Origin of the sequence: Roseicyclus persicicus (genome assembly GCF_012395815.1) — a bacterium.
GTDB classification, from domain to species: Bacteria; Pseudomonadota; Alphaproteobacteria; order Rhodobacterales; family Rhodobacteraceae; genus Roseicyclus; species Roseicyclus persicicus.
In genome coordinates, this window is the sequence record NZ_JAAZQQ010000002.1 from 878,889 (window position 1) to 893,757 (window position 14,869).

General features: G+C 64.8%; 13 protein-coding genes. 1 reads left to right on the plus strand and 12 read right to left on the minus strand.

What is annotated here, in order from left to right:
* Positions 1–25 precede the first annotated feature (25 nt).
* The 12 genes from HCU73_RS09740 to HCU73_RS09795 form a co-directional block, all read right to left on the minus strand.
* On the minus strand, positions 26–1,090 hold the full coding sequence (locus HCU73_RS09740) for a dipeptidase (RefSeq protein ID WP_168623208.1): 1,065 nt from the start codon (positions 1,088–1,090) through the stop codon (positions 26–28).
* Positions 1,087–1,818: a gamma-glutamylcyclotransferase gene (locus HCU73_RS09745; protein WP_239025529.1), complete on the minus strand. Its 732-nt coding sequence runs from the start codon at positions 1,816–1,818 to the stop codon at positions 1,087–1,089. The genes HCU73_RS09740 and HCU73_RS09745 overlap by 4 nt, the downstream gene beginning before the upstream one ends.
* Positions 1,819–1,984: 166 nt before the next feature.
* Entirely contained in the window at positions 1,985–2,860 is an 876-nt protein-coding gene (locus HCU73_RS09750) for a sulfotransferase domain-containing protein (protein ID WP_168623210.1), read from the minus strand.
* A gap of 81 nt (positions 2,861–2,941) precedes the next feature.
* Complete coding sequence (locus HCU73_RS09755) at positions 2,942–3,325, minus strand: ester cyclase (RefSeq protein ID WP_168623211.1); 384 nt, start codon at positions 3,323–3,325, stop codon at positions 2,942–2,944.
* Positions 3,322–4,059, minus strand: a complete 738-nt coding sequence (locus HCU73_RS09760) for a hypothetical protein (RefSeq protein ID WP_168623212.1) — start codon at positions 4,057–4,059, stop codon at positions 3,322–3,324. The genes HCU73_RS09755 and HCU73_RS09760 overlap by 4 nt, the downstream gene beginning before the upstream one ends.
* A gap of 49 nt (positions 4,060–4,108) precedes the next feature.
* Positions 4,109–4,441 (minus strand): GYD domain-containing protein, encoded by a 333-nt coding sequence (locus HCU73_RS09765; protein WP_168623213.1) that lies wholly within the window; start codon positions 4,439–4,441, stop codon positions 4,109–4,111.
* A 122-nt stretch (positions 4,442–4,563) separates the two neighbouring features.
* Positions 4,564–6,114 (minus strand): winged helix-turn-helix domain-containing tetratricopeptide repeat protein, encoded by a 1,551-nt coding sequence (locus HCU73_RS09770; protein ID WP_210730549.1) that lies wholly within the window; start codon positions 6,112–6,114, stop codon positions 4,564–4,566.
* Between the two features lie 726 nt (positions 6,115–6,840).
* Positions 6,841–7,461 (minus strand): hypothetical protein, encoded by a 621-nt coding sequence (locus HCU73_RS09775; protein ID WP_168623215.1) that lies wholly within the window; start codon positions 7,459–7,461, stop codon positions 6,841–6,843.
* 343 nt (positions 7,462–7,804) lie between these two features.
* A complete protein-coding gene (locus HCU73_RS09780) occupies positions 7,805–10,684 on the minus strand; it encodes a VapE domain-containing protein (RefSeq protein WP_168623216.1) in 2,880 nt (959 codons plus the stop codon).
* A complete protein-coding gene (locus tag HCU73_RS09785; RefSeq protein ID WP_168623217.1) occupies positions 10,674–10,850 on the minus strand; it encodes a helix-turn-helix transcriptional regulator in 177 nt (58 codons plus the stop codon). The genes HCU73_RS09780 and HCU73_RS09785 overlap by 11 nt, the downstream gene beginning before the upstream one ends.
* 206 nt (positions 10,851–11,056) lie before the next feature.
* Complete coding sequence (locus HCU73_RS09790; protein ID WP_168623218.1) at positions 11,057–11,809, minus strand: hypothetical protein; 753 nt, start codon at positions 11,807–11,809, stop codon at positions 11,057–11,059.
* A 16-nt stretch (positions 11,810–11,825) separates the two neighbouring features.
* Entirely contained in the window at positions 11,826–12,986 is a 1,161-nt protein-coding gene (locus HCU73_RS09795; RefSeq protein ID WP_168623219.1) for a tyrosine-type recombinase/integrase, read from the minus strand.
* A gap of 444 nt (positions 12,987–13,430) precedes the next feature.
* On the opposite strand from HCU73_RS09795, the gene HCU73_RS09800 reads away from it, so the two are divergent.
* Positions 13,431–14,750 carry a UDP-glucose dehydrogenase family protein gene (locus HCU73_RS09800; protein WP_168623220.1) on the plus strand — a complete coding sequence of 440 codons (1,320 nt, stop codon included), beginning with the start codon at positions 13,431–13,433 and terminating at the stop codon, positions 14,748–14,750.
* Positions 14,751–14,869 lie beyond the last annotated feature (119 nt).

The following is a 14,869-nucleotide window of genomic DNA, read 5'->3' on the forward strand; positions in this document are numbered from 1 at the left end:
TTTGTGCCTGACCACCGGTGCCGCATCAGGTCAGGCACTTGTCGAGGCAGTCCATCCAGTTCTCCCGCGCCAGCTTGGCAATCAGCGGCGCGTCGTAGCCATGCGCGCCCATCGCCTCGAAGAGAAGTGGAACGCCGGTCACGTCGCCGATGAGATCGGGCAGCACGCAGCCGTCGAAATCCGAGCCGAGGCCGACGTGATCCTCCCCCGCCTCGGCGATCAGATGGTCGAGGTGGCGGAGCATCGTGTCCCAACCCGGGCCGCCATCGGCCCTGCCGTCCGTGTTCAGGTAGAAGGTCGCGAAGTTGAAACCGACCATGCCGCCGCGCTCGCGGATCATGTGGAGCTGCCGGTCGGTCAGGTTGCGCGGACTGGGGCAGAGCCCGTGGGCGTTGGAATGGGTCGCGACGAGCGGTGCAGTCGAGACGCGGGCCACGTCGTCGAACCCATTTTCGTTCAAGTGCGACAGGTCAATCAGGATGCCGAGGTCGTCGCAGAGGCGGACGAGGTCGATGCCTTTGCCGGTGAGGCCGGGCCCCGTATCGGGCGAGCCGGGAAAGGCCATCGGCACGCCGTGGCCGAAGATCGTGGGCCTGCTCCAGACCGGGCCGAGCGACCGCAGGCCCATGTCATGGAAGAGGTGGAGCGCGTCGAGATCGGGGCCGATGGCCTCCGCGCCCTCCATGTGCATGACGCCTGCGATGGTGCCCACCTCCAACGCGGAGCGGATCTCGAGCACGGAGCGGCAGACGCGGAAATCCCGCGGCGCCGCCCGCGCCATCCAGTGCAGAAGCCCGGCCATGGCGAGCGCGTCGGGTTGGGCCTGCGCGTGCGTCATCTCGGGCGGCATCGGAAGCGCATAGGGCGGGTCGGCCATCAGCGCCTTGAAGTCGGGCGGCGGGCCGCTCGATGCCGGCGGCACGAAGATCGCGAAGAGCCCGCCCGCGAAGCCAGAGGCCTTCATTCGGGCGAGGTCGAGATGGCCGCGGCCCGTCGCGCCGAGCCAGGTCTCCTCGCGCGGGGCAGGCGTCTTCAGCAGCCGCAGGAGGAAATCGTTGTGGCCGTCGAAGAAGGGAACGAGGGCGGTCATGCGGATGTCGTCCCGCGTGCCAGTGCCGCGCGATGGGCATCGACGTCGCTCAGGAGCTGCGTGCAATGGGCATCGACGATCCCGAGAAGCAGGAGATGCTCGACGATGCCGGCGAGGTAGTCCCGGCTGGTGCCGAGGTCGCCCGCCCCGTGGGCGACGTAGCGGACCTGTTCCTCGTGCGTCAGGTCCGGGCGGATATCGGGCACGGCGTGATCCGCGAGAAAGCTCAGCGCGCGGACCTCCGCGCCGTCGATGCGGGCCGGGACGAACCGCGCGAGATAGCCGGGCGCCAGCATCTCGCGCTGAAACAGGATGTCGATCTCGGTCTCCACATCCGCCGCGGCAATCCGGAAGGCCAGCCCATCGCAGCCGTCGCCCGCATCCAGCGTCGCCATCAGGCCCGGCGCCTCCATCGTTCCGCGGCCGCCCCGGTATTCAACGAGGATCAGGCGGCGGGCATGCCCCGCGACATGCGCGCGCCGCACCTCGGCGAAGCGCAGGGCGGGGTTCCACATCAGCGATCCATAGCCGAAAACCCAGAGGTCGCCGGAATGGCCTGCCAGCGCCTCGGCCCGCAGCGCCGCGCGCCGTGCTTCGGGATACACCCAGTCCCGCAAATGCGGCTCCTGCGCGACGAGGTCCGCGGCGCGGAAGGTCCGGAAGGGCGAGGTTTCGGGATCCGCGATCCGGTCGCGCAGTTCGGGATGGTGGACGAACGGGTCGGGCATGTCAGCCAAGGCGGTTCTCCTTCGCGTCGCCGCGGGACGCGGTGATGGCCAGGCCGATGACGGTGCCCGGAAAACGCAGATGGCTCAATTCAGGCATGCCCTGCCCTTCCTTTTCCTGGGGCGTTCGAGTCGCGCGGACCCATCGCCGCGGCGCGGGCCGCCCGCCTCAGCCACGGCCGGCATTTCCCCATTCAAGCCAGGCGCGTTCCTCGCGCGTCAGGGCTACGGCCATCTTGGCATCATAGGCCGCGAGGTCATCATCGGTCAGCACGCCCTCCCACTTGCGCGACGTCGCGCTGTCGAAGAAGCCCGCATCGGCCTTCCAGAACCCCTGTCCGGCCGACGGCGTGAAACGGGCGGCGTTGGCCTTCATGCTGGCGAATGTCGCGGCCTCGGTGATGGCTGCCATGACCCCGGCCGGATGGGCGATGCCGACATGCGCGGCCAGCGACGCCACGGCCCCCGGAAGATCCCGCAACATGTCGGCATAGTGCAGCCGGATCAGGTTCTCGCGGGGCTCGCGCGACAGTGTGCAGCGGTAGTGGTCAAGGATCGGCCCGAGGCCGCGATGATCGACGTCTTCCGCCAGAAACTCCTGAAAGCTCTCGGACGGGTTTTCCGACAGAGCGGCCTGTCCGACGTCGCGGGCCATGTTGGCCAGATGCTTGCGGTAGGAGAAATGCACGTCGATCGGGTGCCGATAGACCGTGACATATCGCACTTGCGGCCAGAAGGGGATGCCATCGAAAGGCGTGTGCGTCTTGACCTGCCGCCTGTGTTCCTGCGCCTCGAGCCTCGCCATGACCTCGCCGAGATCGCGAATTGTGATGTCGATCCAGGGTGATTTCATCGAGGTCTGCGCGTCCACCTCCGGGTCACCCGCGATCAGCATGGCAAGGATGCCTTGTGTCCAGGTCGTGCCCGACTTGGGCGGGGTCGAGACCACGATATCCCCCGCGCGCGGCACGAAGGCGTCCCAGCGGGCGCTGTCGGACACGGAATCGGTATAGATGCGGCGGCGTGGTTCGGGGGTGGCGGACATGCGTGCCTCCATCATTGCGGCGTCAAGGCGCGGGTGTCATGACCCCGCGGCGCACCGCGCGGGCATCGGCGAAGGGTTGGCTCAAGGTGCCACTTGGCGGGCGTAATCGGCGGCGTCGAACCACCCGCGGGAGGCTGCGACCTTGCCGTCCGCGTCGATATCCCATTCCTCCCAGCCCGTGATTAGGAGGGGGTTGCCTGTTCCGGCATGGTGGCCAGTGAAGGTCCACAGGTAGACGACATGATCGCCCGCGACGCGCAGCCCGTCGCAGGTCAGGGTCAGGTCGGGCACATCTGCGAAAAATCCCTCGGCCATGGCCTGCACGCCCGCGCGACCCGTCCAGGGCGTGCCCCGGTTGATGACGATGCCGCCGGTCTCGGCGTAGAACGACGCCACGGCCGAGGCCGAGCCGCTGTTCCACGCGGCCGTGTAGGCGGCGGCAATCGCCGCGATGGACTCGGTCATGTCATGGCTCCTTCCTGCAATTCAGCGAACGGATCGCCGTTCCAATCCCCATGGCTGCGCAGCGCCCGCAGGCGGGTGAAGGACGAATGGTCGAACATCAGCCCTGCGCGGCTCTGCTCCATCCGGGCGCGGTGACGGCCGTCGTGATAGGCGGCCTCGCGCATCGCCTCGTCCGAGCGCCAGAGCGAGCAAGTGAAGCCCTCGCGTCCGTCGGGGCCGTTGAATACGTCGTTGCGCAGGTTCGAGGGCAGCGCACCGTACCACGCCATCACCTCCGACACGCCTTCGACAAACAGCCGGATGCGGGGCAGCATCCGGTCCTCGCGCGACAGGAACCCCGCCGTGGTGACGACCACCAGCGGGCCGCCGGGATCGGCCGGGGCGGGACGCACGGCGGTGCCATCCTCGACATGGCCGCGCCAGTTGACCTTGCCCCGATGGGAGACCGGGATGGCAAGGCAGTGCCACGCCGCGACGGCTTCCGCCAGCCACGGCATCGCAGCGCCCGGATCGCACAGCATGGCCTCGGCGTCGGCACGACTGTCCCAGATCCCCAGCCCGCCCCAGATCTCGGAGGTCAGGGTCGTCAAGCCGTCCGCGCCGGGCGTATGCTGCGGGCAGAACCGCCAGACCGCAGCGCCGGGCAGAGCCGGAAAGCTGCGGTCCCGCGCGGCGATCGGCGCGGCGAAGCGCACCCGGTGGAGCGTGATCCAGTCGTGGTCCTGCTTGGTCATGTCCGTTCATGTGCCCCTTGCTGCAACGATCACCGCAACATGGGCCACGCTACCCGTGCGGCGCCTTGTACGCGCCGGTGACTTGGCCCGCCTTCTTCAGGGCGGCCATCGCATCGGACGGCGTCATCAGCTTGGTCGTCGCCGAGGCCGAGACCGTGCCGGCCGAGGCCACGGCCGCGGCGCCCGCCATCATGAACATGTCGTCCGGTCCCTCGATCAGGCAGACCACGTCGTACTGGCCGAAGGAAAAGAACAGGTGGTGCAGCTTGCCGCCAAGCGCCTCGATCAGCTTGCGCGCAGCCGCCTCGCGGTCGCTCGGGTTGGCGACCATCCCCTTGATAGCATCGCTGGAATAGGCCAGTTGGTACAGATAAAAAGACATTATGGGTTCTCCCTTGCGACGACCGGCGGCGTGATGCCGTTCGGTCCTCGGTCAGGGTGGCGCAGCCGGGACGGGGGCGTCACCCAGCGCGGATAAAAAGATATAAACCGCGGGTTGCGCCGCTACCTGAGCGTATCCGCCGCCTCGGCCGGAGCGAGGCCGGCGGCGATGCGAAAGAAGGTATTCGCGCGCGCCAGGTAGTCGGGGTTCGAGGCGAGCCATCGGCCCGCAAGCCGCGCCTCGACCAGCGTCGGCGCGATCTCGGCGACCCGTGCGAAGGCCGCTTCTGCCCGGTCGATGCGCCCGGCGCCGACCCAGGCGATCGCGCCGAGGATCAGGGGCGTGGCGCTGCTCGCGGCCTCCGCCAGCGCCGCTTCCGCCGCCTGCGCGGCCGCGTCGTAGTCGCGCACGGCGAACTGCGCAAAGCCAAGCGCCGCGAGGAGGGAGCCGCGCGAGGGATCGCGCGGGGAGCGGCGCAGCGCGGCCTCGGCCAGCGGGACACCGCGCCCGGCATCGCCATGGAAACCCTCGTAGAGCCCAAGCCACGCCAGCGTCACCGCGCAATTCGGGTTCATCTCGTGCGCCTGCCGAAGCTCGGGCAGGCCCGCGCCTGCATCCTGGTTTATGAAGTGCAGGAGCGCCCTGAGCCGCCGCGCGTGGTGGTCAGTCGGATCGGCGGCGATGGCGTTCGTGGCCGCGTCGATGCCGCCGGCAAGCGTGTCTGGCACGGAGGGCGTGGTGGCGTGATAGACGTTCCACCACGCGACCCAGGCCAGCACGCGCCACGCGAGGCCGGAGGCAGGATCGCGTTCAAGCGCCGCCCGTGCCAACCTCGCCGCCTCCTCGCGCGGGAGGGGGTCGTAGGCCATGTCGCCCGCGGAGATCACTGACCAGCCCCGCAGCGCGAGGCCGTGCGCGGTCAGGTCCTCTGGCGCGGCGATGCGGATGCGCTCGGCCTCGGCCCGGTCGATCTGCGGCGCGAGGCAGGTCACGATCGCCCGCGCCACGCGGGCCTGCGTGTCGAAATGCCCGGCAAGGTCGCGGTCGAAGACCTCGGCCCAGACATGCCGCCCGGTATGGGCGTCGATCAGCTGCGCGGTGACGCGCACACGGTCGGCCGTGGCGCGGACACTGCCCTCCACGACGTAGCGGACGCCCAGTTCGCGCGAGATGACCCTGAGGTCGCGCGGCATGCCCCGGTAGACGAAGGCCGAGTTGCGCGCCACGACGAAGAGGTCGCGGAACCGGGACAATTCCGTCGTGATGTCCTCGACGAAGCCGTCCGCCATCCAGGACAGCGTGGGGTCGCCGCCGAGATCCGCGAAAGGCAGGACGACGACCGAGGGCCGGTCGGGAAGGCCGGGCGCCAGCGGACCGGACGACGAGACCTCCAGCGCGAAACGCAGGCCGCGTCCCGGCACAGTGACGATCGCGTCAGGCCCCAACAACCGCCGAAGGTTCGCGAGCTGTACGTTCAGGTTGTTCTCGCCCACGACGGTATCCGGCCAGACCGCGGCCATAATCTCGTCACGCCCCACCACGCGGTCCCGGCAGGTGATCAGAAGATCGAGAAGATCGAAGGCGCGCGCGCCGATCACGACGTCTTCGCCGCCCCGCACGAGGCGCCGCGCGCGGCGCTGCAACGTGAATTCTGTGAAATGAACGCAGTCCATCGGCAGTTTCGCGGCCCCTCCGGCAGTCACGGTATCAGAGTGAGAACGGGTGGTCGCCTTTTTCTGGGGGTGCCCACGGTTTAGTGGGGCAGTGGCGACTATGCCGCCGTGGTGTGAAGCGTCCGCGTGCAGCCAAGGACCGTCGGCGACTTGTGAGAGATTGCCCACCCGAAATGTCCACCTTCGGTAAGTCGTGCCGTGCTGCCGCGACTGGTTGCGAAACGCGGTCGCCACCCGCAGGCAAGTTTCGCGTCATCGGTATTGAGCCACACCGCCCGCACGTCACCCAAGATGCGGCAAGATGCATGAATGGCCGCAATACCTCAGTTGCGCCGCAGCGAGTCGACCTTCGGGGAATGGCAGCTTCGGGCCGATTCCCGCCCTTTGTGGCGGATGCTGCGCGGGACACCAAATTCCGAGAAGGGCTCTCAGGGGTCGTACGCTGCAGCGCGGCGCGATGTCTGCTGTGTGGCCACCAACGGCCATCCAAGATCACTTGGGCGAGCACTGCGATGTCGGCGTCACTGCATTTCTGGATGTTCAATGCCCAGCTCATGCACCAAATCGAAAATTATGGTGCGGAAATTACTTGGGTTTGCCCTTCCCTCACCCTACAAACCACCCGCACAACCACCATCAGTTGCTTCTTGAGGGGTCGCCACTCCCGTGCTCATCGAGCGGAGGATGCTCCACGCGAGCCACGCAACCGTGAGGCGGGTGCATATCTCATGGACCCATACGGCCTTCAGGGTGGACAGCCTGATTTGCCGGTGATCTTCGCGTACTGGGCGCGTCGTTCCGCCAAGCGCGCGTCTGGCGTAGCTCGCGTCTGTAAGCCTCCAGCACCTCTTCGTACTCGTCGAGCAGCCGCTCCCACTTCCTAACGGACATCCCCTTGGGAGGCGGGTTGAGCGGATTTTCGATGACGAGGTCTGATCCGATGAGTTCTCGTATCTTGAGCAACCTGCGCCGCATGCGCTCGCGGGGGCTTTCGAACTGTGCGGTGTAGCGAAGTTCGTGACACTTTCGACAGGCGAACGACTTGACCAGGTAGAGAACCGCACCGCGGGCGCTACAGCGAGGGCAGTGGAGCCAGTATCGGCTTCCACCGAAGTGGGCGGGTGTCTTTGACAGCTCGATACGCTGACGTTCGTCACCCCAGCCCGTGTAGAGGGTGAGATCGAGGTAGGTGCCATGACCCTCGATGACTACGGAGAAGTCCAGGCCGGCGGGCCCCTTCTCGAGGCAGAGCGCGCCGCTGCCGTCATGCAGACCGGCTGCAACGACGTCCTTGATCTTGAACGGTGTGCAGCTCTCGACCAGCCGTCGGGACCCTCTCATCGGCATCTTCAAGCTTCCTCGAAATCATTTGAAATCTTGGCGCCGCGAGATCGGGATCTCCAGCCAAAAACCTTCAACTGTTCTAGGTTTCTCGTTCTGCACGGTGGCCCACCCATTGGGCCCAAAAAGGTGGCCCTTAAGTTCGCAGAACATTCTCCCGCGCAAATGCGCGCTGCTCGCGTGGTGCAGGGGTGAAGGGGTGATATCGCTTAGGATCAAGGAGTGAGATTGAACTATGTCTCCAAGACATAGTCCCATTTTCATTTCCTTCTTAGGAGGCTTTGACCCCTGCACCCCTGCACCCACAAGGCGACGAGGGCGTGACAGGGGCGTGTGTGTAGGGGGTATGTCAATGAGGTCCACGACGCTCGCTCCTTCTGCCCCCGAGCCCCACGTCGAAGACCTGCGCCTCTGCTGCCTTGGGTGGCAGCAGCCAACCTCGATTTTTTCCACTCTGTGCGTTGACGCTGACCAGTGCCCCGTTCTTGGACCGGAGCATCAGCTGGCCGTCCCGCATCACTACAAGCCCCGTTTCCGACCACAGGCGTTTCAGCGTTGAGCCAACCGTCTTGAGGTCCTTCTCCACCGGCCGCCGAGCGTTATGAGGCGTGACCTCTTCATATATTTGCAAGGCAGTCTTCCTCGCCCCCCTATCGCGCGGCACCTCGCCCCAGGCGTAGTGGCGCGTGACCAGCTCTTCGATCTCGGTCCGGACGCGGTACTTGTCGGCGTTGCGTTTGAGGACTAGTTCTTCGTCGGCGTAGGGCCACCAAGCTTCCCCTTGGCTGTATCTGTGCCAAGCCTCCGCCCAGAGTTGTTCGAGCTCCTGTTCCGACCATCCGACGTCTAGCCGGCCGACGGTGAGAGGGATATACCGCCGGTTGCCTGTTTCGTCGGCAAGAAAGCTTTCCTCATTGACCGTCCCCACGAAGACAGTGCGCCGGCCAAACACCGATGCCTTCCGGGCATAGGGCGCCCTGATCTCGTCTGTGCTTCGCGATAGGAACGCTTTCTTTTGAGATACTGCGGACTTGCCAAACGTGGCGTCAAGCTCGCCGAGTTCGACGATCCAGTTCGATAGCACCTGCTTCATACTATCCTTGTCGTTCAGGTTAAGAACCTGACCCTCGCGGTAATAGCCCCGCAGTGGCTGAGGCAGAAGCTTCTTGAACCCTTTGGTCTTGCCCTCACCCTGTTCCCCAAGGAGCACAATGACGTACTCGAAGTGAGCCTCCCACAGCGAATTTATGGCCCTTGCGCGTTCCGCATGGTCGGCAGCAGCACAAGCCTGCAAAAGGAACACGCGCAGAGCGATAGCAGCAACTATTGGGTCGCTTGCACCGAGCTGGGCTGCGAGGCGATCGAAACGCGACAGGCCATCCCAGCGAAGGCCGCAAAAGTAGTCCGTCACAGGATTGTAGGACCTCGCGTCTCCGAGACCGAGCAGGTGCGTGTCCAAGTTGGTTTTTGGCATAGCGTTCAGCGACGCCAGGCCCAGAAGCTCGGAGAACAGTCGGTTCTCCGCATTATCTCCCGCACTCGGAATATCCGGGTGGTCCCATTCCATGGACTTGGTGATCATGTTGTAGCGGAGCTGGATCCCATACCGATCCGTCAGGTGCGCTAGGTTGGCAGGGTGATCAAGCACCTCCGGCGGACCAGACGCCCGAGCCCGCGTATGCGGAAAGCTCTCGGCTCCAAGTGGATCGCCAAGGTCTTGTAACCCGAAGCCGCCCCCAAACTCGTGCTTCCCCTGCTCAGCGTCGCCGTCGCTCGCGCGAAGCCGCACCCGAAGTTGAGCGACCTCAGCCCGAAGTTCGCGCCGACTGTTACCAAGCCCAAGCACCCGCGCTGCTTCACGCTCGACTGTCCGCGTATCGAGCTGAGAAAGCTCAGAGAGAGCCAGAACGCGAACGACGGCCGACTGATCCGACCCCGTGGATCGGATGGCGTCCATGGCACCATCCACATCATAGCGCAGTCTGAAGAACCTAGATCCGCGGGCAAAGCTAAAGATCCCCGGGTCCTCGCCGTCGTTCCAGTAGAAGATACCGACCGCGCGCGCCCCGTCGTAGTCGGGCTCCAAGGGGTCAAGGCACTGCTTTCCGTCATACTCTGATCCCGCAGGGGAAAGCAGGGTGCCCACCGTCACTGCATCGCCATCTGCAAACACCACCGTGTCAGGCGCGAGTATGACCCCGCCTTCAACGCGCATCTTCGCGGCCTTTTGTGCTCGTTGTGACGGCACCCCACGCGCGACCATATCCTTCTTCACGGCCTCAGTGTGGGCGGCCTCAGCGCGTTTGCGCTCGGGTTCGAGTGCGTCGCGTGCCCTTGCAAGGTTTTCATCTGCTGCACGCCGTTCATCGATGGACAGGACAACCGTTGACGGATCCAGCAACGCGCCATCAACATCCATCACCAAATGGGCGTCAGGCACCTTCTTTAGTCCATGCCCTAGCGAAGCGGTCGGGTAATCTGGTTGCGTTGGCCGTTTCAGGGCTTGGTCAGCGAGGCTTCTGGCCAGAAACTGTCCGCCTCGAGAAACGAACGCAAAAATGTGCCGACCCCGGCTCCAGCAACGTGCGTGGATCGTCTCGAGAATTCGGGGCGTCTGGGTGGCGTCCGCAGTCGCCAACAGGATCCTCCATCCACCAGGCCCTTTGATCAATTCGCCGCCGGGTTCCTTCACAATCATGCTGCCCGAACTTGGCATTACCTGCACAGGGCAACCACGGGCTTCCGGCAAGACCTCGTAAAGGCCATCCAGCGCTTCTTGGGCGGTGCTAAAGACTTGCGCCCCTCCTTCCGGAAAAATGGCTTTGACCTCATCAACGGACTTCGTGTCAACGTCGATGCTGATGAGCCCGGGGCCCGATCGGAAGGCCAGATACTCCTTTGTTGCGGCTACCGTGATCCTGTCGACACTTTGGTCGTCCGAGGTCACGCGCCCCTTGGGCACCACCAGTGCATTCTCAAGCGCCGGGTCGAAGGTACCGGACAGAAACATCGTCTCTGGCCCCGCCTGCAAACGGTGCATGAATGCGTCCTCGGCGGTACCGAACGACAGGTTCTGCAGTTCGCCTGCGGTGTTGCGCATGTCGAGCAGCGGTGTCTTTTCGACATGCCCGCCATTCTCGGAAAGCTCGAGTTTCTTGCCGACAGGGCGACGATACTTGACCGCGCTGACACGAATAGGTTGCGGGCCTACTGCATGCTCACCCGACATCGGCCAACTCCTCAAGGTACGCATGCACTTCGGCCTCGACCCAGTAAAGGCGGCCACCGAGTCTAAGGGGCTGGGGAAGGCGACCGGCTTCGATGTCGCGGTACACGCTCGAACGACTGCGTCCGCCAAGCGTTTGGCGCAGACGGTTGAAGTCCAGAAGTCGCATGGGCAGCTCCTTTGCCAAGCTGCCTCATGCCGTACCGAAAATACCGGGGTAAAATCGTGCAGAACAAATCGAAGAAGGGCGCCATCGCACCACGGTCGGCGTATAGTTCCAGCCGTAAACCAAGGATCCTACTGTCTTCCGTAGGCGCCTCCCGACGGGCAAAAGCTCGCGCTGAGCGCTCATGGATGCCCCTGAACCTAGACGCATCAAACCTGCGCAAATTCGGGAAGCTGCTTAAGCAGTTGATCCAATTCGCTGAAGCGAAGCGTGTGGACCGGGGCATGAGATTTCACGGTTAGTTTCCGGCCGTCGTTGCCGCGGTGCCTCTGCGCCTGCCAAGCCTCATTCACCATGTTGTAGGTTATGTGCGTCCAGCCGGCAGATACAAAGCAAGAGACAACGAGCTCGGTTGCGCAAGGAGCGCGGTCACCTCGGGGATTTCTCGCTTTATCAGATCTGGTCCGCCCCTGCGCCAGGCCTAGGCCAACAGCGCGATCGACGCCCCAACGCGCAAGAGTTCTTGTCAACAACAGAGCTTCTTCATCACGCCCTCTTGGGCGTTTTGCTTGCCGCGCAAGCTCACCTGCGAAAGGCTCTAGGCAGCGGGGTAATTTGCGTCCTGCAGCTTTGTTCGTGCCGGCGATTTGGCACGCCAGTTCGTAGTCTAGACGAGGAAGTGGTCCGAGAACCTCATCAAGCTCGGTGGCGCTCGCGACCTGCAAGAGACCCGGCGTTCCCATATGTGCGATCACCTCTGCGACACCGTTCGACATGGCATAGGCTTCCCCATCGAACGAAAGATCCCCGCCGCACCGCCACTTCAATTCTTGGTAGGTGAGTTCACGGGGGCCGTCGCCACGGGCCTCAAAGCGCCAAACCTCCAACCAGCGCAGAGCGTTCGCAAGATACTGCCCGTAGGTCTCTTGCCAGATTGCGATCCGATCATCGCTCTTCTTCATTTTTCCTTGCTCGCCTTCAATTCCTTGAAGAAGCCACGTGTTTCGCCCACTGCTCCATCAACTCACGTCGCTGCTCCAGGTAGTCGGTCCTGCGATAGGCGCGTTCTACGCTGCCGCCCACGACATGCGCCAACGCGGTCTCCGCGACCTCGCGCGGCATGTCGGTCTCTTCTGCACACCACGTCCGAAAGCTTGAACGGAACCCGTGGGGCCGCGCCTCAAGTCCACGACGCTCCATGAACCGCGACATGGTGGCGTCCGAGATGACCCCCTCGCGGACATTCGGGAACAGAAAGCCGTCACGCTCGAAGGCGGACGCCTGTGCCACGACCGCCTGCGCCTCCTCACTCAGCGGGACGCGATGCTCCTTGCCCGCCTTCATACGAGGTGCCGGGATCGTCCAGACGTAGCCATCGATCTCATCGAGATGGCAGAAACGGACCTCGCTTGAGCGTGTCGCAGTCAGGATCAGCAGGCGAAGGGCGAGATGCGTGATCGTCCCCTCGTTGAGGCTTTGGTAGAAGGCAGGGACGTCACGCCAGTCCATCGCCGGGACGTGTTTCGGCGTGTGCCTCGATTTGCCGAGCAGGGCCTTTGCCTTCTCGGTCACCTGAACATCGACATCCAGGCCCATGGCGGCGCCGTGGCGGATGACGATGCCAAGCCGGTTCAGAGCCTTGCGCGCTGTATCCGCCTTGTTGTGCCAGATTGGTGCCAGGGTATCCTTGACGTCCCGCTGGTCGAGCTCCTCGATCGGAACCTGCCCCAGTTTCGGAAGCACGTGGAGCTCCAGCGGTGAGAACCATCGCCCGGCTTTTCCATCGCCCTTCAGCTGCGCCTTGCGTGCCTCGAAGGCCTCGGCCGCGACCATGCCAAGCGTGTGGTCAGCCCTCTGTGCCTCCCGCCTACGACGCTCGCGTTCCTTGATCGGGTCCTTGCCCTGTCGGGCGACGGCTCGCCACTCCGTCGCTGCCTCGCGCGCGTCCTTCAGCGACACGTCGCGCAGAGCACCGAGACCCATTTCGCGGCGGCGTCCATGCACGGTGACCCGCAGGAACCACTGGGCTCCACCGTCGTCGCGCTTGTGCAGCCAAAGCCCACCACCGTCAGAATACTTTCCCGGGGCTGCCGCCTTCACTTGCGCCGCCGACAGCTTGTTCAATGCACGGCTTGTCATAACCACCCTCCAGTCCACCCCGACATATGGTATAGGCTGGGGCAGTTTGGAACAGGGTGCGACACTGCAAAATGAGCAATGCACTGTAATTAATGAAAATTAGATACAACTTAAAACATCGTGGAACATGACTTCAACGCCCTCTGGGGGCACCACCGTCCCGCACGCCGTCCACGCCCAGCCTGCCGCCGTATCTGCGCCTGCGCCCCAGGGCGAGCTGAGGGGGTAGCCGCCTGCGTTCAGTCGTCTGCGCCAGCCTATCCAACCCCGAAAAGTCCCGGTCAGGCCCACTCCCGCCCCTTCGGCGAGCCGAACCGGCCCGTCGCCTGAAGCAACGACAACGGCGCCTCCGGTTGGCCCCGCCCCGCCGCTGCTTGATCTGCACCGGGCTTTGGGTCAAACCCTGTGCGCAACGGCCGCGATGTTTTCCCGAAAGGATTTTTCATGCGCATCACGATGATCGGGACGGGCTACGTGGGCCTCGTCTCCGGGGTCTGTTTCTCGGATTTCGGCCATGACGTGGTCTGCGTCGACAAGGATCCGCGCAAGATCGAGAAGCTGAACCGCGGCGAGGTGCCGATCTACGAGCCCGGCCTCGACGCGCTGATGGCCAAGAACGTCGAGGCCGGGCGGCTGTCCTTCACCACCGATCTCGCCCCCGCCGTGGATGGCGCCGACGCCGTCTTCATCGCGGTCGGCACGCCGACGCGGCGGGGCGACGGACATGCCGACCTGACCTACGTCATGGCCGCCGCCGAGGAGGTGGCGCGCGCGCTGACGGGCTACGCGGTGATCGTCACGAAATCGACCGTGCCCGTCGGCACCAACCGCAAGGTGCGGCAGGTCATCGCCAAGGCCCGCCCCGACGCCGAGTTCGACGTGGCCTCGAACCCCGAGTTCCTGCGCGAGGGCGCGGCGATCGACGATTTCATGAAGCCCGACCGGGTGGTCGTCGGTGTCCAGACCGAGCGCGCGGCCGAGGTGATGGCCGAGATCTACCGTCCGCTGTTCCTGCGCGAGTTCCCGATCGTGACGACCGACCTCGAGTCGGCCGAGATGATCAAGTACGCCGCCAACGCCTTCCTCGCGACCAAGATCACCTTCATCAACGAGATCGCGGCGCTGTGCGAACGGGTGGGCGCGGACGTCAAGGAAGTGTCGAAGGGCATGGGGCTGGACGGCCGGATCGGCAACAAGTTCCTGCACGCGGGCCCCGGCTACGGCGGGTCGTGCTTCCCCAAGGACACCCAGGCGCTGGCGCGGATCGGGCAGGACCACGCCGTGCCACAGTCGATCGTCGAGACGGTGATCCGGGTGAACGAGGACGTGAAGCACCGGATGGTGGAAAAGCTGCGCGACCTCTGCGACGGGACGTTCAACGGCAAGACCATCGCCGTGCTGGGGGTGACCTTCAAGCCCAACACCGACGACATGCGCGAGGCGCCGAGCCTCACCATCGTGCCGGCGCTGATCGGCGGGGGCGCCAAGGTGCGCGTCGTCGACCCGCAGGGCAAGCGCGAGGGAGAGGCCCTGCTGCCGGGCGTGACCTGGACCGAGGACCCCTACAAGGCGGCGCAGAACGCCGACCTCGTGGTGATCCTGACCGAGTGGAACGAGTTCCGCGCCCTCGACCTGAAGAAGCTGGCCAAGAAGATGGCGACGCCCCGGATGGCCGACCTGCGCAACATCTACAGCCTGAAGGATGCCAAGCGGGCGGGCTTCACCGCCTACGAGTGCGTTGGCCGGCCGGGGCTGGAGGCCTAGGCTCCGTACTCAATAGGGATTCCCAAGTATCTCCTGTGGTGATTCAGTGTCCGCGACCATCCGGGAGGGGGATCATGGGCAAGGGGCACTACTGGATGAGCGACGCGGAATGGGCCCGG